At 37.4% G+C, this 23,591-nt stretch carries 23 protein-coding genes; 18 read left to right on the top strand and 5 right to left on the bottom strand.

Features of this window, described 5'->3' with window-relative positions; genetic code table 11:
- Window positions 1–25 precede the first annotated feature (25 nt).
- The 5 genes from essC to HOO54_RS17610 all read left to right on the top strand — a co-directional run bounded on the left by essC (window position 26) and on the right by HOO54_RS17610 (window position 9,467).
- Entirely contained in the window at window positions 26–4,507 is a 4,482-nt protein-coding gene (gene essC / locus HOO54_RS17630) for a type VII secretion protein EssC (RefSeq protein WP_172297529.1), read from the top strand.
- Window positions 4,504–7,518, top strand: coding sequence for a type VII secretion protein EsaA (esaA, locus tag HOO54_RS17625; RefSeq protein ID WP_172297527.1), 3,015 nt, complete (start codon window positions 4,504–4,506; stop codon window positions 7,516–7,518). Before essC ends, esaA begins: the two co-directional genes overlap by 4 nt.
- On the top strand, window positions 7,508–8,005 hold the full coding sequence (essA, locus tag HOO54_RS17620) for a type VII secretion protein EssA (protein WP_172297525.1): 498 nt from the start codon (window positions 7,508–7,510) through the stop codon (window positions 8,003–8,005). The genes esaA and essA overlap by 11 nt, the downstream gene beginning before the upstream one ends.
- Before the next feature lie 32 nt (window positions 8,006–8,037).
- On the top strand, window positions 8,038–8,769 hold the full coding sequence (locus HOO54_RS17615) for a (S)-benzoin forming benzil reductase (protein WP_172297523.1): 732 nt from the start codon (window positions 8,038–8,040) through the stop codon (window positions 8,767–8,769).
- Window positions 8,770–8,936: 167 nt separating this feature from the next.
- Window positions 8,937–9,467 carry an HD domain-containing protein gene (locus tag HOO54_RS17610; RefSeq protein WP_172297521.1) on the top strand — a complete coding sequence of 177 codons (531 nt, stop codon included), beginning with the start codon at window positions 8,937–8,939 and terminating at the stop codon, window positions 9,465–9,467.
- Here the strand turns inward: HOO54_RS17610 and HOO54_RS17605 are convergent.
- A complete protein-coding gene (locus HOO54_RS17605; protein ID WP_172297519.1) occupies window positions 9,464–10,939 on the bottom strand; it encodes an esterase/lipase family protein in 1,476 nt (491 codons plus the stop codon). The two genes, HOO54_RS17610 and HOO54_RS17605, sit on opposite strands and share 4 nt — an antisense overlap.
- A gap of 235 nt (window positions 10,940–11,174) precedes the next feature.
- On the opposite strand from HOO54_RS17605, the gene HOO54_RS17600 reads away from it, so the two are divergent.
- From HOO54_RS17600 to HOO54_RS17570, 7 genes are all read left to right on the top strand, one after another.
- On the top strand, window positions 11,175–12,275 hold the full coding sequence (locus HOO54_RS17600; RefSeq protein WP_172297517.1) for an AI-2E family transporter: 1,101 nt from the start codon (window positions 11,175–11,177) through the stop codon (window positions 12,273–12,275).
- Window positions 12,276–12,331: 56 nt separating this feature from the next.
- Window positions 12,332–12,553, top strand: coding sequence for a spore germination protein (locus HOO54_RS17595; RefSeq protein WP_172297515.1), 222 nt, complete (start codon window positions 12,332–12,334; stop codon window positions 12,551–12,553).
- A gap of 76 nt (window positions 12,554–12,629) precedes the next feature.
- Window positions 12,630–12,878: a YueH family protein gene (locus HOO54_RS17590; RefSeq protein WP_172297513.1), complete on the top strand. Its 249-nt coding sequence runs from the start codon at window positions 12,630–12,632 to the stop codon at window positions 12,876–12,878.
- Between the two features lie 80 nt (window positions 12,879–12,958).
- On the top strand, window positions 12,959–13,363 hold the full coding sequence (locus HOO54_RS17585; protein ID WP_172297511.1) for a YueI family protein: 405 nt from the start codon (window positions 12,959–12,961) through the stop codon (window positions 13,361–13,363).
- An 85-nt stretch (window positions 13,364–13,448) separates the two neighbouring features.
- Window positions 13,449–14,000 carry a cysteine hydrolase family protein gene (locus HOO54_RS17580; protein WP_172297509.1) on the top strand — a complete coding sequence of 184 codons (552 nt, stop codon included), beginning with the start codon at window positions 13,449–13,451 and terminating at the stop codon, window positions 13,998–14,000.
- Between the two features lie 17 nt (window positions 14,001–14,017).
- On the top strand, window positions 14,018–15,487 hold the full coding sequence (locus HOO54_RS17575; RefSeq protein ID WP_172297507.1) for a nicotinate phosphoribosyltransferase: 1,470 nt from the start codon (window positions 14,018–14,020) through the stop codon (window positions 15,485–15,487).
- A 100-nt stretch (window positions 15,488–15,587) separates the two neighbouring features.
- Window positions 15,588–16,805, top strand: coding sequence for an EAL and HDOD domain-containing protein (locus tag HOO54_RS17570; RefSeq protein ID WP_172297505.1), 1,218 nt, complete (start codon window positions 15,588–15,590; stop codon window positions 16,803–16,805).
- A 29-nt stretch (window positions 16,806–16,834) separates the two neighbouring features.
- Here HOO54_RS17570 and HOO54_RS17565 read toward each other — a convergent pair whose 3' ends face one another.
- A complete protein-coding gene (locus tag HOO54_RS17565) occupies window positions 16,835–17,173 on the bottom strand; it encodes a YuzC family spore coat inner layer protein (protein WP_172297503.1) in 339 nt (112 codons plus the stop codon).
- Between the two features lie 430 nt (window positions 17,174–17,603).
- Here HOO54_RS17565 and degQ point away from each other — a divergent pair, with 430 nt between their 5' ends.
- The 6 genes from degQ to HOO54_RS17535 all read left to right on the top strand — a co-directional run bounded on the left by degQ (window position 17,604) and on the right by HOO54_RS17535 (window position 22,433).
- Window positions 17,604–17,744, top strand: coding sequence for a degradation enzyme regulation protein DegQ (gene degQ, locus HOO54_RS17560; RefSeq protein WP_172297501.1), 141 nt, complete (start codon window positions 17,604–17,606; stop codon window positions 17,742–17,744).
- A 186-nt stretch (window positions 17,745–17,930) separates the two neighbouring features.
- A complete protein-coding gene (locus HOO54_RS17555; protein WP_172299671.1) occupies window positions 17,931–18,797 on the top strand; it encodes a polyprenyl synthetase family protein in 867 nt (288 codons plus the stop codon).
- A gap of 1 nt (window position 18,798) precedes the next feature.
- A complete protein-coding gene (comX, locus tag HOO54_RS17550) occupies window positions 18,799–18,972 on the top strand; it encodes a competence pheromone ComX (protein WP_172297499.1) in 174 nt (57 codons plus the stop codon).
- Window positions 18,973–18,990: 18 nt separating this feature from the next.
- Entirely contained in the window at window positions 18,991–21,309 is a 2,319-nt protein-coding gene (locus HOO54_RS17545; protein ID WP_172297497.1) for a histidine kinase, read from the top strand.
- An 81-nt stretch (window positions 21,310–21,390) separates the two neighbouring features.
- Window positions 21,391–22,023, top strand: coding sequence for a two-component system response regulator ComA (comA, locus tag HOO54_RS17540; protein WP_172297495.1), 633 nt, complete (start codon window positions 21,391–21,393; stop codon window positions 22,021–22,023).
- Window positions 22,024–22,043: 20 nt separating this feature from the next.
- The gene (locus tag HOO54_RS17535) at window positions 22,044–22,433 is read left to right on the top strand and encodes a hotdog fold thioesterase (protein WP_172299669.1); all 390 of its coding nucleotides are present in this window, start codon (window positions 22,044–22,046) and stop codon (window positions 22,431–22,433) included.
- A gap of 39 nt (window positions 22,434–22,472) precedes the next feature.
- Here the strand turns inward: HOO54_RS17535 and mnhG are convergent, their stop codons facing one another.
- The 3 genes from mnhG to HOO54_RS17520 are packed head-to-tail and all read right to left on the bottom strand — an operon-like array spanning window position 22,473 to window position 23,591.
- On the bottom strand, window positions 22,473–22,847 hold the full coding sequence (gene mnhG, locus HOO54_RS17530; RefSeq protein WP_172299667.1) for a monovalent cation/H(+) antiporter subunit G: 375 nt from the start codon (window positions 22,845–22,847) through the stop codon (window positions 22,473–22,475).
- Window positions 22,831–23,115 (bottom strand): Na(+)/H(+) antiporter subunit F1, encoded by a 285-nt coding sequence (locus tag HOO54_RS17525; RefSeq protein WP_172297493.1) that lies wholly within the window; start codon window positions 23,113–23,115, stop codon window positions 22,831–22,833. Before HOO54_RS17525 ends, mnhG begins: the two co-directional genes overlap by 17 nt.
- On the bottom strand, window positions 23,115–23,591 hold the full coding sequence (locus tag HOO54_RS17520; protein ID WP_172297491.1) for a Na+/H+ antiporter subunit E: 477 nt from the start codon (window positions 23,589–23,591) through the stop codon (window positions 23,115–23,117). The genes HOO54_RS17525 and HOO54_RS17520 overlap by 1 nt, the downstream gene beginning before the upstream one ends.

Here is a 23,591-nt window from a genome sequence, read left to right as displayed (position 1 = left end):
CCTGTTAATAACAGGAGGTGGAAAAATGAGTCTGTTATGGATTTTTTATCGTGAAAACTATCAAAAAATAAATTTGAGTCATCGCGCAAGCCGGAAACTGACAATCGGTCCTCATTTGAAAGATTCGGTCACGATCCGCCATTTTCCGTTTGAAAAAGGGTCTGTGATTTTGGAACAACAAAAGGATACGGATGCTTACAGTGTTGTTCAAGGAGAGGAACAGGCCTCTCTTTTAACAAAAGATGAGAAAGTTATTGTTCAGAACCAAATGGAACAACTCACTCTCTTTTTAACAGAAGAACCTGAGGAAGCCCCAATCTATTATCTTGGGGAAAGAAAAGAAATTAGCATTTCTGCCTTTGATCAAAAAGCAGATATTTATTTAACGGAGATCGATTCATTCTTTAATGATCAAGGCACATGTTCAATGATTCAGCTTGAAAACCAGTGGAACATCATACCGAATGATGCCGATATCTATTTGAATGGGAAAAAAATCTCAGCTCCATCAGCATTACAAATTGGAGATGAAATATTGTTCGGGCTTTATACTTTCCATATCATTGAAAATGATCTTTTGGAGATTAGCAGTCGGAGTGATTTTGAAACATCTTTAGTGAAAACAACCAGACCAAGTTCTGAAACGAAAAACAAATATCCGCAATATCGGAGACCACCGCGGATGATCTATGATTTACCTGATGAGAAAATTTCTTTCAGCTTTCCGTCACAAGAAAACGATCAGGATAACAGAGGGTTATGGCTGATGATTCTCCCTCCACTAGTTATGCTGATTGTGATGGGAATTGTCTCACTGGTTCAACCGCGGGGAATCTTTATCATTATTTCACTGGCTATGTTTATGATGACAATGATCACATCAACCGTCCAGTATTTCCGAGACAAAAAACAACGTAAACAACGTGAGGAAAAAAGAGAGCGAGTTTATACCCTTTACTTGGAAAATAAAAAGAAAGAACTGCATGAATTAGCAGAAAAACAAAAATTTGTGCTAACCTTTCACTTCCCACCTTTTGAAAGAATGAAATATTTAACGAAAGAAATTAGTGGTCGTATTTGGGAACGATCAATTGAAAGTGAAGACTTTTTAAAAATTCGCCTTGGAACAGGTACGGTTCATTCCTCCTACGATATCAGTATGAGTGGCGGAGATTTAGCAAACCGCGATACAGACCATTTGTTGGAGCAAACACAGAAGATGGAGGAAGTCTACAGAGAACTGAAGAACGCACCAATCACTGTCAACCTTGCCGATGGTCCTATGGGGGTTGTCGGAAAAGAGCTCGTTGTCAAAAACGAAATTCATCAACTTATCGGTCAGCTTGCTTTTTTCCATAGTTATCACGATTTGCGCTTTGTTTTTATTTTTGATGAAGCGGAATATAAGGATTGGGAATGGATGAAGTGGCTGCCGCACTTTCAACTGCCTCATACATATGCAAAAGGCTTTATATACAATGAACAGACGAGAGACCAGCTTCTCTCAAGCATATATGAGATTTTAAGAGAACGTGATCTAGATGAAAACAAAGAGAAAATGCTATTCAAACCGCATTTTGTGTTTATTATCACAAATCAGCAGTTAATTGCAGAACACGTCATTTTAGAGTATTTGGAAGGCAAGCAAAAACATCTTGGTGTATCAACAATTGTTGCTGCAGAAACGAAAGAAAGCTTGTCGGAAAACATCCATACGCTTGTTCGTTATATTACTGAACAAGAAGGCGACATTCTTATCCAACGGAAGAAAGCCGTTCAGATCCCTTTTCAATTGGATGATCATAAAAGAGAAGATAATGAAGTATTCTCTCGCACATTACGGACGCTTGATCACCAAATTGGGATGACCAATTCGATTCCTGAAACAGTGTCATTTCTTGAACTGTTCAATGCAAAAGAAGTCGATGACATTGGAATCGAACAAAAATGGTTGACAAGTGAATCTGCAAAATCTTTGGCGGTTCCGATCGGTTACAAAGGTAAAGACGATCTTGTTTATTTAAACCTTCATGAAAAAGCACACGGTCCCCATGGATTGTTGGCAGGTACAACAGGATCTGGGAAAAGTGAATTTTTGCAGACGTTCATTTTGTCATTAGCTGTGCACTTCCATCCTCATGAAGTCGCTTTCCTATTAATTGACTATAAGGGCGGCGGAATGGCACAGCCATTCAGAAATATTCCGCATCTTCTCGGGACGATTACGAATATTGAAGGTAGTAAAAACTTCAGTGCTCGTGCACTAGCATCTATCAAAAGTGAACTGAAAAAACGGCAGCGCCTGTTTGACCAGTATAGTGTTAATCACATTAATGATTATACAAAGCTGTATAAACAGAACAAAACACAAATTGCAATGCCACACCTCTTTTTAATATCGGATGAATTTGCCGAATTGAAAAGTGAAGAACCAGAATTTATCCGTGAACTTGTCAGTGCCGCGAGGATCGGTCGAAGCCTAGGGGTTCATTTAATTTTAGCAACCCAAAAACCGGGCGGTATTATCGATGATCAAATTTGGAGTAACTCCAGATTTAAAGTTGCCTTAAAGGTACAGGACGCAAGTGACAGTAAAGAAGTTCTTAAAAATGGTGATGCAGCAACGATTACGGTAACTGGCCGTGGCTATTTGCAGGTCGGTAATAATGAGGTTTATGAGCTATTCCAATCCGCATGGAGCGGAGCACCTTATATGGAGGATGCGTACGGAACAGAGGATGAAATCGCGATTGTCACAGATACAGGACTAGTTCCTTTATCAGAAGTTGATACTGATCAAGCGGCCAAAAAAGAGGCTGAACCTGAAATTGCAGCAGTTGTAGAGCGAATTGAGCAAATTCAAGCGGAAATGGGAATTGATCAACTACCAAGCCCATGGTTGCCACCGCTTGAAGAAAAAATACCTAAATCGCTTTATCCAGCAAATGAAGCAGATACCTTTAACTTCGCCTTTATTGATGAACCTGAAAAACAAAATCAGGAGCCGATCAGCTATCATATGATGGATGATGGAAGCATCTGTATTGTTGGCTCTAGCGGTTATGGAAAATCGATCACAATCGCGACTTTCCTTCTTAGCTTTGCGGCTGAATACACACCAGAAGAACTTCATAACTATATCTTTGATTTTGGAAATGGAACACTGTTGCCGCTGGCAAGGCTTCCGCATACGGCTGATTACTTCCTCATGGATCAGACAAGAAAAATTGAAAAATTTATGATTCGAATTAAAGAAGAAATCGAACATCGAAAAAATCTATTCCGTGCCAAAGAGATTAGTCATATTAAAATGTACAATGCGCTTAGTGAAGACAAACTGCCGTTTATTTTCATAACAGTGGACAACTTTGACATTATTAAAGATGAAATGTATGAACTTGAAACAGAATTCATTCAGCTTTCTCGCGATGGGCAATCATTGGGTATTTACTTGATTCTATCGGCGACAAGGGTGAATGCACTCAGACAGTCGCTGTTAAATAACTTGAAAACAAGGGTCGTACATTATTTGCTGGATCAATCAGAAGCCTATTCCATCATGGGAAGACCGAAGTTCAGTCTTGAACCGATTCCTGGACGAGTCATTATTAATAAAGAGGAACAATATTTTGCGCAAATGTTTATGCCTGTAGAGGCAGAAAATGATATTGAACTATTTGAAAAGATAAAAGCGGAAATCCAGGCCATTGCCGATCGCTATCAAGGTATAAGAAAACCAGCTCCGGTACCAATGCTGCCGCTAGAGCTTTCAGTGACACAGTTTATGAGAAATTATCCGCTTCAGTCTGAAAGAGGTCTAATTCCGCTCGGACTTGATGAAGAGTCTGTCGAACCTGTTTACTTTAACCTTGAGAAAATGAAACACTGTCTCGTTATGGGCCAGACACAACGCGGAAAAACAAATATCGTCAAAATGATGATCAATCATCTGCTTGATCATGAAATCGATATTGCTGTCTTTGATTCGATCGATCGAGGCTTATCTCAGTATGCGACAGAAGAGCTGATCGACTATCTTGAAACAAAAGACGACATTTTGCAGTGGCTGTCTGAGGCTGAAGAAACGTTCCAGACAAGAGAAGCCATGTATCTACAGGCTGTAAAACAAGGCGAACTGGAAGAACTTCATTTCACACCACTGGTCATTGTTGTTGATGGGATTTCTCGCTTCCAGCAAACTATTGACACAAATATTCAAGATCAGTTGGCCATGTTTATGAAATCATACGCACATCTCGGTTTCTGTTTTATCCCTGCCGGAAACCACAACGAGTTTACAAAAGGCTATGATTCTTTAACAAGTGAACTTAAGCTAGTGAGACATGCCATTCTGTTGATGAAAAAGTCGGATCAAAACTTAATCCAACTTTCATATGAACGGAACGAGCCGGATATCTTACCTGGATTTGGCTACATTGTTGAAAACGGAAAAGAAAGGAAGATCCAAATTCCTTTATGTTCTGTGGAAAGGAAGAAAGTGAAATGACGGAACAACAAAAAAGCGCGCTGAAACTGCTCAGCGCGATGGTCATTATTATATTGCTGCCCGTCTTATTTTTTCATTTTATCGGCGAAAATCCGACGAAAAAAGTCTCAAACGCTACCGGACAAATTGCCATCGTAAATGAAGATACAGGGAATAAAAAAAGCGATAAAGAATACTTTTTAGGTCGGGATGTCTCAGCAATATTAGCTGAACGACCTGATTATGAATGGACTGTCGTCGACCGAAGTGTTGCCGAGAATGGACTTGCCGACAGAAAATATGATGCTATCATCTATATTCCTTCGGATTTTTCCAGTAATATTTTAAGTTATGATGATGATCGACCGCAGAAAGCAGAGTTGAAGTTTAGGGTTCAAGATCGGCTTGATGCTGTCAACAAAGAAAAAGTACAACGTGAACTGCAAGATGCACAAAAAACGATGAGTAAGAAAATGTCTTCCATGTATTGGAATGTTGTTCAAGATGAAATCAAAGGAATCAGAAAAAAATTTAATGGCATTGTGAATAAAGAGTCAGAATTCCAAAATGCTATGTACAATTTTTATAAACCAAGTTCTAACGATTTAGCTGGTGAGGTTAAATCACAAAAAGACATGATTAACAATCTTGAAAAGTCAATCAATCAAACAAAAGAAACATCAAAAGATCGAAATTCAAGTGTTAAAAGTTCAAAAGAAGAGCTGGGCGAGTTTGTTAAAAACGTCGATCAGTTTAAAACATACCAACAGAAGCAGACCCAATTGCTTCAAGAAGCCCAGACACAAAATGAAAAACAACTTGTTATAGGTCTAAAATCGATTAATCAAAATCAGGAGACCGGTATTAACCTATTTAATACTGAAACACAGGGATTGACGAATTCCCTTGACCAGTTGCGACAAGGAGTTGGTAATTCATCTACTGCTTTTGAAAATTTGATGAAGGCTCGTACAACCCTTCCAGGCCAGCAACTTGAGTCAATTAATGGTTTGCAAAGTAGTCTGATTAAGGATTATCAAACTGATGCTAGAACACAAAACTTAAATACCATTCAGTCTTTTTTGATTGATGAGCGAGAAAAACTATCTGAAGATCCTGAAGATGACTCAGATCCTGAGCAGGATGATAAAGACAACCGTGAGGATGAAGAAGACCAAAAACATGATGAAGACAAAAAACATGATGAAGATCAAAAACATGATGAAGACAAAAAACATGATGAAGATCAAAAACATGATGAAAACGATGATGAAGACCAGCCAAAAATTGATCTAAAAGAACAACAAGATGAATTAACACGGATTTCTAATGAACTGAAAGCACTGTCAGATGGACTTCCAGAAAACACTGATCAAAACGATGGCAAAGATCAAAGTCAGTCACCTTCTCAACAAAGCGATCAGCAAGAGGGCAGCCAATCTGCCGATCCAGCTGAAAGTCAAGAGTCTAACCCTGATCAAAAGCAAGCTGATGAGGGTGTTGATTTAAAAAAACAATTGAAAGATGTGTCAGCTAAACTTAAAAAAGTGGAAGAAACACTTGGCACGAAACAGGATGAACATAATGAAAAGGTTAAAGTTCGCCTGGAAAAACTAAGTAAAAAAATTGATGATTTAAACAGCCAGATTGAAAAACTGGAAAAAGGATCACGAGAATCACAAGAATTTAAAAGTCAAATGAAAGATTATATTGAAAAGAAAGAACAGAACTTATTAAAGAGCGACAATATCACTGAAGAAAGAAAAGAAAAATTAGAAAAAGTTTTTGAATCTGATATTAAGATGGATAATGCTGAAAAATTACTATCATACTACTACTTTCTTTCACTTTTTGAAGCAACGGTATTCAATACTTTAAACCCGGATCCTTCAGATAGTCTTATTTCTAATCATCAAAGTGAAGTTAAAAAAGTTCTTGAAGTCGGTGAAGAAGAAAGTGGCAATTGGTCAGAACTTCACAACAATATGTTAACTTCCGAACAAGATGTTGATAAATATAAAAAAGGGATGAAAACATTCGTTCAAACGTATAGTGGGAAAGTTCAGGAAAAACATAAGGCTGTCAATGATGAGGTTAAAAAAGTGTCAGACAAAGCTAAAAATGTTTCTGACCTGTTGACGAATAAGCCAGCAAAAGCTGGAACCGCTATTGAGCCTGGAGATTCAACAGACGGTAAAATGGTTCTTAGTTTACAAGACACTGTTGGTAAGGAAGTATTCCAATTATCAGAAATGCTTGATTCATTATCAGATGATCAATCCGGGGTGATCAAGTATACAAACAATATTCACGACAGTGTCAATGATGTTCAGAATAAGGCAGATACATTGAATTCAAATTGGGGTAAAAACGTCAATACGACAAGACTTGTTCGCAAAGATGTTTATGGTATTCTCAAAAATGGATTTAATGGAAATGACAATTATGTACATGATTATTTGGCAAATCCTCTGAAAATCAGCGGAGATGTTCCAGAATCTAAAGCACAAAACGTACCGCCTGTTGTCATTCTAGTCATTATTATGATATCAAGCTTGTTAATCGGCTATTTCAGTCACTATTATCAAAAAGCGCCATTGCTAGTCAGAGGTGCACTATTTGGAATTCTGAATATCATTGTCGGATTAATGATCAGTTTGTTCGGCTTGAATATTTATTCACTTGCAGATGATCAGGCCATCATGTGGTCGATCTTTACGATTATGCTACTTGTCGCAAGTTCGGCTGTTATTCGTTCGACATTTATGCTAGGATCAATTGCCGGAGGTATTACAACAGCTGCAATGATATTATTCTATGTTGCACCACTGCTCGATTTAGCAATGCCTAATTTCAGTTTTGAAAATCCAGTATCAACTGTTTATATGTCCATTCAGTATAGTACCGGAGGTTTGTTTACACTTGGAACCGGAGCATTAGTATTGATCGCCATTGTTGCTATGGCTGTTCCTTTTGTTGTCAGTTTTGCAAAATCAAAAACTGAAGAAAGTGAGAGTGACCATGAGGCATAATGCGAAATGGGGAAAGAAGGGGATCATGGTTATCATGCTCTCCTTCTTTCTTATCACTACACCCGCAAAGGCGGAGAAAACAGATGATGTCAATGTAAAGCCAAACGAATATCAAAAACAGGATGTTGAAGTCAACACGAACTACTTTCAGGAAGATCCTGACGATGAGAAAAATGTTTCCGCACCAGACGAATTGAAAGATCTCTCATTCGATATTAAGCAAACAGACGATTCAAAAGAAAAGCTAAAAGAAATATCCTTGTCCACAAATGGAAGCAATCCAGCTGTTGAAAAGCTAAAAAATCTTAGTTTTGCAGGGACAGAGAAGGCATTATCATCGAAGGAAGAAAAAGATACCCCAACGAAAGGGCAGCAAACGATTTTTCTGCCGATCCTTTATGGAGTACTGATTCTTCTCGGCATCACAGTTCTCGTCTTTTTAATTCCGAGAGTTACCGGTCAACAAAAAGCCGGAAGCAAGTCATGAATAGAAGCAAGTCATGAATGGAGGGATTTGGGATGCATTTATCAATTGTTACAGGGGCTTCAAGGGGCCTTGGGGTGGCAATTATAAAAGGTCTTTTAGAAAAAGGGCATTTCGTTCATGCTTTAGCCCGTGGCCAATCCGACATCCAAGATGACAAGCTGATTCAGCATCAGCTCGATTTAACGCAACCAGATATAACAGAAAAGTGGTTTCAGTCATTTGTTCATTCTATCAAACATGATGATTTTCAATCGATTACGCTGATCAACAATGCTGGCATGGTTACACCGATCAAACGTGCAGGTGAAGCCACACAGAATGAACTACTTCAGCACTATAGCTTGAATTTAGTCACACCCATTCTACTCAGTCAACTGTTTACGAAATGGCTAAAATTTTACCAAGGTCAAAAGACAGTTGTTAACATTTCATCAGGTGCAGCCAAAACACCTTATAAAGGTTGGAGTGCTTATTGCAGTTCAAAAGCAGGGCTTGATATGTTTACGAGAACTTTTGGTTATGAACAGGAAGACGAGCATTTTCCAGTAAAGATGATGTCGTTTTCACCAGGTATTATGGATACACAAATGCAAAAGCAGATCCGTATGTCATCTAAAAACGACTTTTCTGAGATTGCTCGATTTAGACATTATCATACAGAAGGAAAGTTGAGAAATCCTTGTTTTGTTGCCAGTGTATTACTCAATCTTCTTGAGACTGAAATAGAAAATGGTAAAGTGTACGATATTAAAGAATTTTTATGAAAAATAGGCAGGCACAAAGTCAAATCTTTGTGCCTTTTTGAATCCAAACAAAAAGAGATTGGATATCATATACTAGAAAATCTTACTATTTTTAAAATGTGTCAGAATAATTGAGATTTACAGCAAAATGTGTTAGGATCTTAAAAATATCTCAAGGAGGGGTTTACATGAGAAAAGTGACATTAATGGATGTATTCACCCATCCAGTCGCTCAAAAATATTTAACACGTTCCGGTGTTGCCCATGCCGTAGCCTGTGCTTATCATGCATACCGCTTAGCAATAAAAGCGGGAATTGACCCTGATATGGCGACAAAAGCCGCATTATTGCATGATGTTGGTCATTATGAATGGTATACGGACGGAGAGTGGGACTATGACAAGTATAAACAATATGACATCCATGCCATCAAAGGGGCGGAACGTGCCCATAAATTGTTGATCCGTCTCGGTGAAGAACCGAAAGCCGCAAAAGAAATCGCTTTGGCCATATTGCTGCACACCGATTCATATTTACCAGAAGGCGATCTAGAGAAAAATAAACTACAGCGGATTGTTAAAAAGGCGGATGAGCTTGATGAAGAGCCTGGCGGCAACCATCACTACCGTAAAATCGATGAAAGACTTGCCATCCAAAAAATCAAGCAACTTGATCAAATGGTTGATGATGTCCGTTTACCCATGACAAAAACAGTTTAATTGTGCAAAGGGTTTTCAAACGTTTTCCCTTTGTCATCTACATATATAGAGCGAATCATTGTTCGATTAAATGGTGTTTGGTCAGCTGTTTTTCCAGAGAGATCAATTGTCACAGAGTACATACCTGGTTTCTTGAATGAAAGTTTATTTTGTAAAGCTTTAACTGAAGCGGATTTCACCTCTTTTTTCTCGATTTGTTTTCCATTTTGATAACGGATTGTACGGACAGTCGCTTTTACATTTGCCAAACTGGAGGTTTGTGTTTTCATGGTTTTGTCAATTTGCAGATCAAGCGGAGAGTCAAATGTTGTAACGAACAAATAGGCTTCTTTTTGTTTAACCGCAGAAGACATTTTCCATTTTCCCGGAAGTGGATTTTTTATTTTTGCAGAATGAACATAACCACCAGCAAAAACATCAACTGTCTCTGTCAGAGCAAAATCTTTCGTCACATGACCAGCGGGATCTGTCAATTTGATGTGCCGTTCGGGATGATCGCTGAGCCAATGAACCGTAAGCTCTTTCACCCCTTTTTCTACAGCAAATTCTTCTGTTTTATGACCTGTATTTTCTCCGCCCCTAACAAAAGGATAGGAACGCTTTTCTTTCAGATATGATTTTTTATATGAGTTGACATTAATATTTTTTGGCTCTTTTGTTAACAGAGCTTGAAAAGTTGAGAAAGTCTTGTTTCCAATTGGGATGCCAAAGTGGTTCCAGTTTCCTGTTATCAAATGGTCGGCATAAGGAAGCATCGCATTTGTTTCCGTGACCGCTCCATCATTGTTTCCGAACAGTTTTAAATAAACCCCGCCAAAAAATAAAACGCTTCCAAAATGACCGATTCTATGTCCAGCTAAGGTGAAATAATGGGTTTTTTTCAAATCGGGGTGAGCATCTGTCTTGTTGCGGAATGCAGCCATATAACCGGTTTGCAATGAATAGACACCATCATTTTTATGACCTAAAATTCCAGCAAGCCAACCGGCCCAATTGCTGTATGCAAGATCAGCCAGCTGTGAACCGTGATGAGGGGTACCAAGTGTAATGACATGCTCGACATATTGATGTGCATCATGGTAGGTAAGGGCTGCCTGGGTGTCAATTCCGCCCTTACTGTAGGAGACGACAATCATTTTCCGACCGAAATGTTCATACATCTCGCGCAATTTCTCAGCCAGTAGTGCCCCGTTAGTGTACATATCTTTGTCATGATGAAGATCAATATAAGCCGTTTCATAGCCGCTTTTCCATGCTTGTTCTGGCATATCATTCTTTTTAAACCATATTTTATTTGAGTTGTATAGGCCATGAACAAAGACAATTGGCGGTTTTCTAGGATCGATTTGTTCAACAGCTTTGCCTGTAAACCAATAGCCTGGTGTTCCGCTATCGTCTATAAAACCTCCTGCATTTGATACTTGCGGAAACAAAAACAACAGAGCCACAATCAATAGGGTCAGTTTTTTCATCCACTTTTCACCTCTTTTTAAAATTTTTGCAAGCGCTTACACAAGTTACTATAAATGAAACCCATGCCAAATTGCAATAAGTTTTTAGAAAATTTACATAATTGAAAGGAATATTTTACATAAACTAAGGTTGGATTTTTAAAATGTTGTTTTACATCTTCGATGAAAACAGTTGACATCCTAATGAGTGAATAGTAATTTTTAGAGTAATGAATGAACATGGAGGAAAAAAAGCTTGTTTAAATCAAAAAACTATTTTTGGACGATACAAATTTTATTAGTGCTTTTAATTGTATATGTTTTAACAAAAGTTTCCTTTCTTTTTGAGCCGATTATTTTATTTGTATCAACACTATTTTTACCAATATTGATTGCTGGAGTCCTGTACTTTATCTTTAACCCGATCGTCCAGTTTCTTGAGAAAAAACTGCCAAGAACATTAGCAATTTTGGTCATTTATTTGGCATTTATTGGGTTGATTGGGCTTGTCTTATCTGCAATTGGACCGATTTTTATGAAACAGGTCAGCGATTTATTCAACAATATTCCAGATTATGTTGAGCAAATTCAGATTTTTATTAAACATTTATCAAACTCTCAATGGTTCACTTGGATGATGCATCAGGAATTTGTTTCAGTTTCTCGAATTGAAAGTTCAATCGGTGACTTTTTAACAGCTTTGCCTGAAAATATTACGGCAAGCCTTTCATCTGTATTTGGTTTTGTCACCAATATTGCACTGACTGTGGTCACTGTTCCATTCATCCTGTTTTATATGTTAAAAGATGGTCAGCGTTTTCCAGATTTGGCTGTGAAGATTCTTCCTCATCAATACAAAAAAGAAGGACTGAAAATTTTTAAAGATTTATATGAAACACTTGCGGCTTATATCCAAGGACAGCTAATTATTTGCCTGTTCGTCGGGACATCGTGTTTTATCGGTTTTTGGATTGCTGGTGTGAAGTATGCCTTAATTCTCGGCTTAATCATTTCGGTAACGAATATTATTCCATATGTCGGTCCGTTTCTCGGTGCATCTCCAGCGATTGTGATTGCCTTTCTCGATTCACCGACTAAAGCGATTATTGCTCTGATCATTGTCGTCGTTGTTCAGCAAATAGATGGAAATGTATTATCACCGCTCATTATTGGTAAACGTCTGAATACGCACCCATTGACAATCATTCTTTTATTGATCGGTGCCGGCAGTTTCGGCGGAATTCTAGGGATGATTCTCGCCGTTCCAGTCTATGCTGTTTTAAAGGCTTTCACACTGAATATTGTCCAGCTTGTTCGGCTAAGACAAAGATCCAAAAAAGAACTGACAAAAGAATAAGAACATTTTCTTCGCTATCACGTATCATAAAACAAATAATTAGCGGAGGTGTGAAGATGCCTGCTATTGTAGGTCCAGTTTTGATTCGGGCAGTTGTTGATGATAGTGCCACGTCCTTTGGAGACGTATTTGCCATCTCTCCAAAATCAGTTGACAGTTCTTCACGAGGATCAGGCGCCTTTAATGTAGGTGACTTCGGTATCATTCAAAATGGGAAAAATAGAACAACCTTAATGGATACTGGTGTTATCGATCAAATGAAAACATTCAATCTTTGATAGCCTCTATAACAAGAGGCTGTTTGTTTTTTGTAGTATAATGAGGACCAAAAGATAGAGAAGGCAGGTGTTCAAATTGAAAATCAGAAAAGCGAATATAACAAATGAAGACAAGCTGATCACAGATGTTTATTTACATGAAAATAGACAGCAGTTCCATACACTTGTGGCGGTGCCGGAATTAGAATGGAGCATATTGATTTCTTATGAAGAAGAAAAGTCATTGCTTTATAAAAGGGTAAATGATTCATTAGCAAAAACGATGCAAAAACAAGCTGCAGAAGCACTTACCAAAAAGATCATTCAATGGGTAACTGAAATGTGACAGATGGTACACAAGTTTAGCCTTGATTACTGAAAGCCATACTGTGTAAAGGAAGACTAAAAAAATAGGAGGGTCTTAATTTGAGCGATCAATCAATAGATCAATATTTACAACAGGGAATGTATGGTGCTCGTGAAACAAAACCTGACGAGCGCCGGTTATTTTTGGGCTCTCTAAGAGAAAGAGTAGTGATTGCTCTAACAAAAGGACAAGTTCTTCGTCCTAAAAGTTACGAAGAAGTTATGACAGCAATGAACTCACAGAAAAATATGACATTGTTATTAAATGGTGAAATCGAATATGTGCGATTTTCGCCTTATATCAAAGCTGCGAATAAACAGGGGATTCCGTTTTCAATGGTATCAGATCAGCAGTCTGACTCACCGTTAGGGTTAGTCCTAGTAGCTAACAAGGCGATTGAAAAAGAATCCATATATATTCAAGATGACATATTTGAACAATCAATTTTGAAAAAATCAGAGTAAAGGTCATGGCTGTGGCTCCTACCATTCACTTGTTTGCTAAGATAAGTTATAATATGATCTATCATACAAAAGGTGGGGGGCGGCAATGGAAAAAGCTCTAATTTGCATAGATTATACAAATGATTTTGTTGCTTCAGACGGCAAACTAACATGTGGAGAGCCGGGTCAAAAAATTGAAGCTGCGGTGATTCAGCTGACAGAACAGTTTATTGCGAATCATGATTATGTTGTTTTTGCAGTCGATTCACACGAGATGAATGATTCTTTTCATCCGGAAACACGTTTGTTTCCGCCGCATAATCTGAAAGGCACTTCAGGAAAAGCTTTATATGGAAAACTTGAAATGCTTTTTAGAAAACACGAAAATGACAGCCATGTATATTACATGGAAAAAACGAGATATTCTGCTTTTGCAGGGACAAATCTTGAAATAAAGCTTCGTGAACGAAATATTAAAGAATTGCATCTCATAGGAGTATGCACAGATATTTGCGTGCTTCATACAGCAGTGGATGCATATAATAAAGGGTTTGATCTTGTCATTCACCAAAATGCAGTGGCCAGTTTTAACCTGGATGGACACAACTGGGCTCTTTCCCATTTTACAAACACCTTGGGGGCCTTAGTGTCAGATTGAGGAAGGAGAAATGAAGGTTGGAATACCGGTTTACAGATGACAGTTTATCACTACACACAGATCTTTATCAAATCAATATGGCAGAAACCTATTGGCGAGATGGCATCCATCAAAGCAAAGCCGTCTTTGAATTATTTTTTAGAAAACTTCCTTTTGACAGCGGTTTTGCCGTTTTTGCGGGACTGGAAAAAGCGATTGAATTTTTGCGTCATTTCCGATTTACTGACAGTGATTTAGCATATTTAAAAGAAGAAGTTGGTTACCACGATGATTTTCTTGCTTTCTTAAAAGATATGAGGTTCACTGGCTCACTGTATTCAATGCGGGAGGGTGAAATTGTGTTTGGCAACGAGCCGCTGATGCGGATCGAAGCACCGTTGGCTGAAGCGCAGTTGATTGAAACGGCTTTGCTCAACATTGTTAATTACCAAACGTTAATTGCAACAAAAGCCGCCAGAATGAAAAGCGTGATTGGAAATGAAGCAGCACTCGAATTTGGGACAAGACGTGCACATGAAATGGATGCTGCGATGTGGGGGGCAAGAGCCGCAATTATCGGCGGTTTTGATGCGACAAGTAATGTCCGTGCCGGTAAGCTGTTTGACATCCCTGTATCAGGTACTCATGCCCATGCATTAGTCCAAGCATACCGTGATGAATACACTGCATTTAAAAAATATGCTGAAACCCATAAAAATTGTGTGTTTTTGGTCGATACATATGATACAGTGCGTTCTGGTATTCCGAATGCGATAAAAGTAGCCAAGGAGTTTGGTGATCGCATTGATTTCGCAGGAGTGCGCCTGGACAGCGGTGATCTTGCTTACCTATCAAAGAAAGCCAGAGAGATGCTTGATGAAGCAGGCTTTACAGAAACAAAAGTAGTTGCTTCAAGTGATCTTGATGAGTATACGATCATGAACTTGAAAGCCCAAGGAGCGAAGATCGATGTTTGGGGTATTGGAACAAAACTGATAACGGCTTATGATCAGCCGGCACTGGGAGCGGTTTATAAGCTTGTCTCGATTGAAGAAAACGGTCAGATGACAGATACGATCAAAATTTCTTCTAATCCGGAAAAAGTAACAACTCCTGGTCAAAAAAAGGTTTACCGAATTATCAATCAGCTGAATCATCATTCAGAAGGTGATTATATCGCTTTAGCACATGAAAATGTGAATGAGCAGGAGCGGCTTAAAATGTTCCATCCTGTTCATACATTCATTAGCAAGTTCGTCACAAATTTTGATGCCAAAGATCTTCATCAACTGATCTTTGAAAATGGCAAACTTGTTTATGATAATCCAACTATCAAAGAAATTAAGCAGTATGTTCAAGAAAACCTTAGTTTGCTCTGGGAAGAATATAAACGAATCAGCAAACCGGAAGAATATCCAGTCGATTTAAGTGAAGCTTGTTGGAATAACAAAATGCAGAAGATTCATGAAGTGAAAAGTAAAGCAAAAAATGGCATTGATCAAGTGTAGCTGTATTTAAAAAAAATTAGATAAATTTTTAAATAATCGGCAAGATTCGCTCATTTATTTTGATATACTTAAGAGCAAATGAACCTCAGGAGGAAGAAGAATGAGGGTTTTTGTTGCCAGACAGCCAATATTTAATCAAAAAGAACAAGTTATTGCATATGAGCTGTTGTACAGGGAAAGTGAGAAAAATTTCTTTTCCGGAATAGACGGTGATAAAGCTACAACAGAAGTCATGTTTAACAGCTTTTTTAATATAGGAATTGATCGATTAACCGAAGGTAAAAAGTATTATGTTAATTTTACAGAAGGTCTCTTAAAAGCTGGGTTACCGACATATTTTGATCCGGAGCGTCTCGTTGTAGAAATTCTTGAAGATGTTCCAATCACACCAGAATTAATCGATCAGTGTAAACAATTAAAAAGCCTAGGTTATACGATTGCATTGGATGATTTCTGTCTCAACCATCGTGGAAATCAAGAATTGTTTTATCAGTTATTGGAGTCAATTGATGTTTTGAAGGTCGATTTCTTTAAAACATCACCTCAAGAAAGACAGAGCATTATCCAGTCCTACAAGGCTTACGGTCTGAAATTTCTTGCTGAAAAGGTGGAGACGAGGCAAGAATATGAGCAGGCTGTTGCGGATGGGTTTCATCTGTTCCAAGGTTATTTTTTCAGTGAACCAGTTGTAATTGCTGGGCATGAAATTAAATATCATTTTCATGCTTATTATGACTTGCTTCACGAACTGAGCGAAGAACAACCTGATATCGCAAGTATTACAAATATCATTGAGCGGGATCTGTCACTTTCTTATCAGTTGTTAAAACTGATAAATTCTCCTGCAAATCGACCGATACAAAAAATCAAGAGTATTCGTCAAGCGATCGTATTACTTGGATTTAAAGAGATTAAAAGATGGATCTTCATTCTTTCTTTTAAAGATTTAACAAGAAAACAAGATTCAAGTAAAAATGAATTGGTGAAAATATCACTGATCCGTGCGAAACTTTGCGAATTACTGGCCAAAAAGACCAATCGGAGTGAGCCTTCTTCCTATATGTTGACAGGAATGTTTTCTTTTATTGATACACTTTTGCACAAAGAATTAAAAGAAGTGATCAGTGAGCTGCCGTTATCAGACGAAGTAGGTCTAGCATTGCTTGGCGAAGAAAACGATTATCGCAAAATCTTAAAACTGGCAAAACTGATTGAACGAAATGAATGGGAAGACAATGTCCAGACAGAAGATATAACAAAAGAAGAAGCATATCAATGCTACCTTGAAGCCATTAATTGGTGTCAAATTCTTTTATAAAAAATCCGGCAGATGCCGGATTTTTTTGTTTAGGTCCAGCGTAAAATGAGAAAAAGCTTGCATTGGGAATTGCTGAGGATGATGCGGATGCCGTCAGGATTAAAGGAAGTATCAAGATGATTGTGAACACCGGTTTGTTTTAACAATGAAATGACCGTTTCCTTTTGAGCGCTCTGGGCAGCCGCCATGATTTTCCTTGCAATTTCAGGGGTAGCTAACAGTTTATTTAGGATGAGTTGACCGTCAGATAAAAGACCGTTCGCTTCTTTTGCAGAATCGAGAAATACTTTCGGATCAACTGCGGGATAGTCGGGCCGATAAGGAAAATGCTGATATGGACATGTCATGAAATATGGATGATAAAACAACTTATACACCTCATTTCGCATATATTTCATTAACAATTTGTCTGTGGAAAACTACGCAATGCGATTTGCGGTTTTTGCGGTGTTATTACTTTAAAAAAGTCTTAGATGTTTTTGGCGAACATAAACAATACTTTAGACTCATTAACATATAATAAACTAATTTTCTTCTTAACTTGTTGTGATGAAAGGGTTTTACCCATATAAAAGTATATAGTTTGAAAAATTACTAGGTATTTAGAATTTAATTTGTTATTATATAAAATGAGCTGTTTAGCCTATTGTTAAATTGCGGTTTCGCGCATAAATGGGCTGGGAAGTTTTCGGTGAAAAAGAGTTCAATTCCCAGTAAACTTGTATTAACAGATCAAATACCTACGACAAGTTCACTATACACAAATTGATTGGTCTTACAAAAGGAGTGTGAATATCGATGGAAAGGGAACAAATTGAAGAGCTAAAAGAATTGCTCTGGCGCCTTGAAAATGAAATCAGAGAAACAAAGGACTCCTTGCGAAAGATTAACAAAAGCATTGATCAATACAATAAATACACAATCTTAAAGACACCTTAGAAGACTTGTTTGAGGACAAGTCTTTTTTTGTGTGTTCAAACCAAATAAAGGATAGATTATTATATAACTGTTAAATTGAAAAAATGCTCTATTAATTGGGAATTCGATTTAGTAAAATATGAAGAGAGGGGGGGAGAAAATATTTCTAATTTGATTTGCCCAGATCGGGATCGAGTAAAACAGAACATGCATGATCTCTTAAACATTCATATTGCCAACCATGATTTAAACCAAGTTTTACACTGTTTTGTAGAGGGAAAGAATCATTTTTATTTTTGTGAACTTGCTTTTTATCATTACAAAAGTTTTGGGGGAACAGATATTCAGGCTATTGAAACTCTTGCTGTCGGAATCGAACTGCTGATTCTTTCTTTTGATATATTTGATGATTTAGAGGATGAAGACAGCCTTGAAGCACCTTGGATGAAAACCAATCATTCTGTTGCTCTCAATGCTGCGACAGCTCTTTATACGCTCAGCATCAAAATCATTAGTACTATCTCAAATGAGCCTTTGTTCTTCCAAAAATTAATGGAGTATACATTGCAATCAATGCAAGGACAACATGATGACATTACGAACCTGCCATCAACAGAAGACGAGTGCCTTGACATGATCAAACGCAAATCAGGTTCATTAACAGCATTGCCTTGTGTTCTGGGAACGATGCTGGCGACTGGTGAATTCAATCCAACGGTCGAAACCTATGCGTTCCAGCTAGGAATTGCATCACAAATTGAAAATGATTATAAAGCACTTTTTTCAGATTCAAATAGTGATATTAGCAAGAAGAAGCGCACCCTTGCATACTTATACTTAGCACGGCAGTTTAATCAAGCGTCAATCAATCTGTTAAAAAAATTCGAAACAGAGGATAAAATATCAAATCAGGAAATACAATGTTACAAAGCGGAACTTCAAGCAGCCGGCGTTACCCAATATATGCATGTCATGCACCAGCTTGCCATTCAAAAATTTAAAAAGGACATGGCGAAGTTGGGGGAGCGGAAGGAATTGGCTGACTTTATTTTAGGTAGACTCGAGGGAGAGTAAAATGCAGGAGATTGTGAGTTTTTTGGTTCAGCGCCCTGAAGTATTAGAGCAAGTTATTGATGGCAAAGCTAGTCTTCTAGGTGTTGATGAGGATGAGATTTTAAGTCTAATTGAAGGAATAAAAGAATTGGGAAAGTTCGGAGGTCGTCCAACTTATTGGTTTCCTGAAGATTAATTAGAAAGGTCTATATAAATGAAATTAAGCTTAAAGTTAATTACAGGTTTTTTAATATTTATTAGCTTTATTTATACAATTTATGTTTCTTTTCTTTTTTTTAATAATTTGTTTGTTGGTACAGAGTTGAAATATAACTCAAGTAACCAACTAGTAGTAACCGAAGTAATGAAAGATTCACCTGCTGATTATTTGGGTTTAAAAAAAGGAGATATTATTTATCGGATCAATGACAATAAAATATCTAAAGAGAATAGAGTTGATGAGAAAGAGGGTCTTTACCGCACTTATTCATTAATAGTTTTAAGAGGTAATGAGTATATAGATATCTTGACAAAAGATTATTTTATTGCCTACGATATCTTATTTGTTTACTTAATCCCATTGATCTTCTATCTTCTATGTTTGGTATGCATTTTTATTATTTTAAAAGCAAACAAATCTAAAAGGTCTTTATCTTCATTTTTATTAATCGTTTTTTTATTAGATATTTCTATCGCATATTTAAGTGGCGGCGGGGCATATAGAAGAGATTTATTAAGCAGGTACGTAAATATACTAACATTTATATCAGTTCCAATATGTTATTTACATTTTATAAGCCAGTATTTTAAAGAAATCGGGAATAGAATAATTAGTAATAAAGTATTTGTACTATATATTTTACCTGTTGCAAATATCGTGCTAGAGTTATTTTATCGAAGTACGCATATTTTTGAATATGATATATCACTAACAGCATTAATTAATTTGTTTTCTTTTTTGATTGGAATAGTCATTACTGTCGTTTTTGTTATTTTTAGATTGATCAGGTACAAGCATTCTGAGCAAACATACTATTTAAAAATGTTGTTGTTAACTAATTATCTTGCAATTTTACCTTTTCTCATTTTTTATGTTATACCACTATTTATAATAGGGGATTATATTTATTCTGCTCCATTAGTTACACCGTCTCTTTTGCTGATACCATTTTCTTTAGTGTACCAGTTTATGTCAAATAAGATGTATAATATAGAATTTTTAATAGGCAGATTAAAGTACTATGGAATATTAGCGATCATCCCAACGATTATTGTGATATCCACCATCACATTAATGAAGTATCAGGCTGGAGACTACTATACATTAAGACTTGCAATTTATATTTATTTAATTATGCTTGGTGTTTTCTACTTTAAAGAAATCCTTGATTTTCGCTTTCGTCTTAAAAGATTTTCAGAGAAGTTTAACTATCAAGACAGTATTTTTAAATTTACGCAAATGATCCGTGCATGTACATCTTTAAATCAAGTATTAATGGAACTTAAGCAAACAATTTTGGATGTATTAATTGTCAGCCAGGCATATGTTTTAGAAGTAGATATAGACGGAAACGTTGTTTTAGTAGAAGGCGACACCCATGAAGACCCATGGATCCCATATCAAAAAGAAGTCACAAAAGTTACTTCCTCCATCGGCAAAATCATTGAAGTCGATCGCGGGTTTTTGATTAAAATTGGTGAACGGGGTGGGACATCATATGTAATGCTTTGTCTGTCGGTATTAAATACGCCTAAGCTGACTCGTGATGAAATTTCTTGGCTTGAGACGCTGGCGTTTTATACGAGTGTCTCTTTGGAAAATGTTTTGAAAATCGGTGAGTTGCTGGAACATCTTGAAAATGTGAAAGAAGAGGGGACAAATCCAGCATGGCTGAATAAATTGATGTTTGGAATTGAAGAGAAGCAGAGATCTGACTTGGCACGGGATTTACATGATTCTGTGCTTCAGGATATGATTTCATTGAAGCACAAAAGTGAAATATTTCTTGCTGAACTTCAAAAAGACCAAGTTTGTATCAAGCAAATTCAGCAAAAACTGACAAGTTTTAATAAGCAAATGTCAAATGTCATTCAGACAACAAGGGAAACGTGTCAGGAGCTTAGGCCGCAAGTACTGTACGACCTTGGGCTTGTTAAAGCGCTTTCTAAACTTGCGTCCCAGCATCGAGAGTCTACATCTTTGCGGATTCGTTTAAATACAGAAAGATTTTCCACAGTTCTTGATCTTGATACACAGTTAAATTTGTATAGAATTGTACAAGAATTTTTGAGCAACACTGTCAAACATGCGAAGGCAAGCGAAGTGTTAATTATGCTTGTTTGTATCAAAGAAAAAGTCATCTTACATTATGAGGATGATGGCATCGGTTTTGATCAGGACAAGCTTTATCAAAATAACACAAATATGGGATTGTCAGGGATTCGTGAGCGTGTCCGTGCTCTGGATGGTCATCTCGATATTAAAACAGCAATCGGAAGAGGTTTCAAAGCTGATATTGAAATGGAATTATAATCTGAAAAAAAGGATTTTGCTTGGCATAGTGTAGGTTTTTTCTATAAAATGGTCTTAGGTGAACATACAAGGGAGGAAAATATGAGGAGATTACTTGTGATCGATGATCATCCGGCTGTCATGGAGGGAACCAAGGCAATTCTTGAAACAAATCAAGATTTTCTCGTAGATTGCCTCAGTCCAGAAGCCAGTGAACACTTTCTGATGAAGTACGATTTTTCTGCGTATGACCTGATCTTAATGGATTTGAATCTAGGTGAAATTAATGGGATGGATCTTGCCGAGAAAATTCTTAAAAAATGCTCAACATGCAAAATGATCGTCTATACAGGTTATGAGGTAGAAGATTATTTTGAGGAAGCGATTCGTGTAGGAATGCATGGAGCAATCAGCAAAACAGAGTCAAAAGAAACGATTATCGAGTACATTTATCAAATATTGGATGGGAAAATCGTTGTTGACTATGATTACTTAAAAGACCTCATCACAAAGCAAGATGCTGACGGTAAGAAGAGCAAGAAGGATATCTTAACTGAAAGAGAACGCCTGATCCTTCAAGAAGTTGAAAAAGGCTTTACGAATCAGGAGATTGCCGACACATTGCACTTAAGCAAGCGTTCAATAGAATACAGTTTGACTTCAGTGTTCAACAAGTTGAATGTGGGATCAAGAACAGAAGCCGTCTTAATTGCGAAATCTGAAAATGCAATGTGATGAAGGAGGGGTGCCAGGTGATAGAGACCAATCAGACGCTTCTTGAAGCATTGGGAATTGAAATAACAGAATGTAGCAAGCAGCGTTGTGTTGCTGTTATGCCTGTTGATGAAAGGACACGCCAGCCTTTTGGTTATCTTCATGGCGGTGCATCTGTAGCATTAGCGGAAACGGTAGCAAGTCTTGCTGCATACCAACATATTGATCCGAAAAGGCAGGCTTGTTTCGGTCTTGAAATTAATGCCAATCATATCAAATCTGTGAAAGAAGGAACGGTTCAAGCGGTTGCAACTCCTCTTCACATCGGACAGACAACGATGGTTTTCCAGATTGAAATTCGTGATCAACAGGACCGTCTCATTTGTATTTCGCGATGCACAATGGCGATTGTCAATCAATCGATATCTTAAGATTTAATCAAAAAGCTCGCCGAAATCGGCGAGCTTTCTTTATAAAGAAGTGTTTTTTCTTTTTTTAATCATAAACTTTTTATAGCCTTCATAGTCATCTTGAACACTTTTTTCTTCCATTTTTACCCCTGTATTGTAGGCAGCCCGAGCGATTAAATGAGCACCGACAGGAGAGGTTAGAAACACAAAGACGATACCGAGTAGCACCTTGGCTGTAATGATCCCGTGAAGGAACCAGAAGTAAAAGAAAACACCAAGTAAAACGCTAATAATCCCCAATGTCGCTCCTTTTGAAGCGGCATGAATTCTTGAATAGACATCTGGGAGCCGCAATGTACCAAATGAAGCGGCTAAAGAAATGAGCGCCCCCAAAAGAATAAAAAAGGCGATGAGTAATTTAGCGGCTGCGATCATTTTCAATAATCTCTCCTTTCTCAAGGAATTTTGAAAATGCGACAGTCCCGATAAATGCTAGAATCCCGATCAGTAAGATGACCTCTAAAAAAGCGGAGGTATTTAACAAAATAGAGACCAGTGCCGTAATTCCAATTAGATTGATACCTATCGCATCAAGAGCCACCACTCTGTCAGGAATACTTGGACCTTTAATGACCCTAATGACGTAAAGAAAAGTGGAGACCGCTAAAATACCAAGTGATATGTGAAGAATAATTTCAAACATTAGCGGCTTACCTCCTTAATTGCTTTTTCAAATGAATGGCGAATATCATTGATCGCTTGTTCGGCATCATCGATATCGACTGCATGAATATAAAGAGTGGAACGGTCCTCAGAAATATCGACAACCAATGTACCCGGTGTTAAAGTAATCAAGTTCGCCAAAGTCGTAATTTCCCAGTCAGCTGTAAGCTCTGTTTCGAAAGCGAAAATTCCCGGCTTATTTTTCAATGTTGGAGACAAGATCGTCTTCAAAACGGCAAGGTTTGCTAATAACAGCTCTTTAATAAAAATAAACAGCAGGACGATAATCGCCCAAATATTAATGAGATAAAAGCGCTGTTTAAAGAAACGTCTTAATAAAAATAGTGAGAACAATCCGATCGCGTAACCTGACAAAAAGCCGACAGCACTGTAATCATTAATGAGAAACATCCAGCATAGTGCAAGAATAAAATTGAATAATATTTGTAATGCCAT

It is taken from the genome of Bacillus sp. WMMC1349 (assembly GCF_013155385.1).
In the GTDB taxonomy this organism is placed as follows: Bacteria; Bacillota; Bacilli; order Bacillales; family Bacillaceae; genus Bacillus.
The sequence above is the reverse complement of the archived record's forward strand: the minus strand, read 5'-3'. Positions and strand labels throughout refer to the sequence as shown.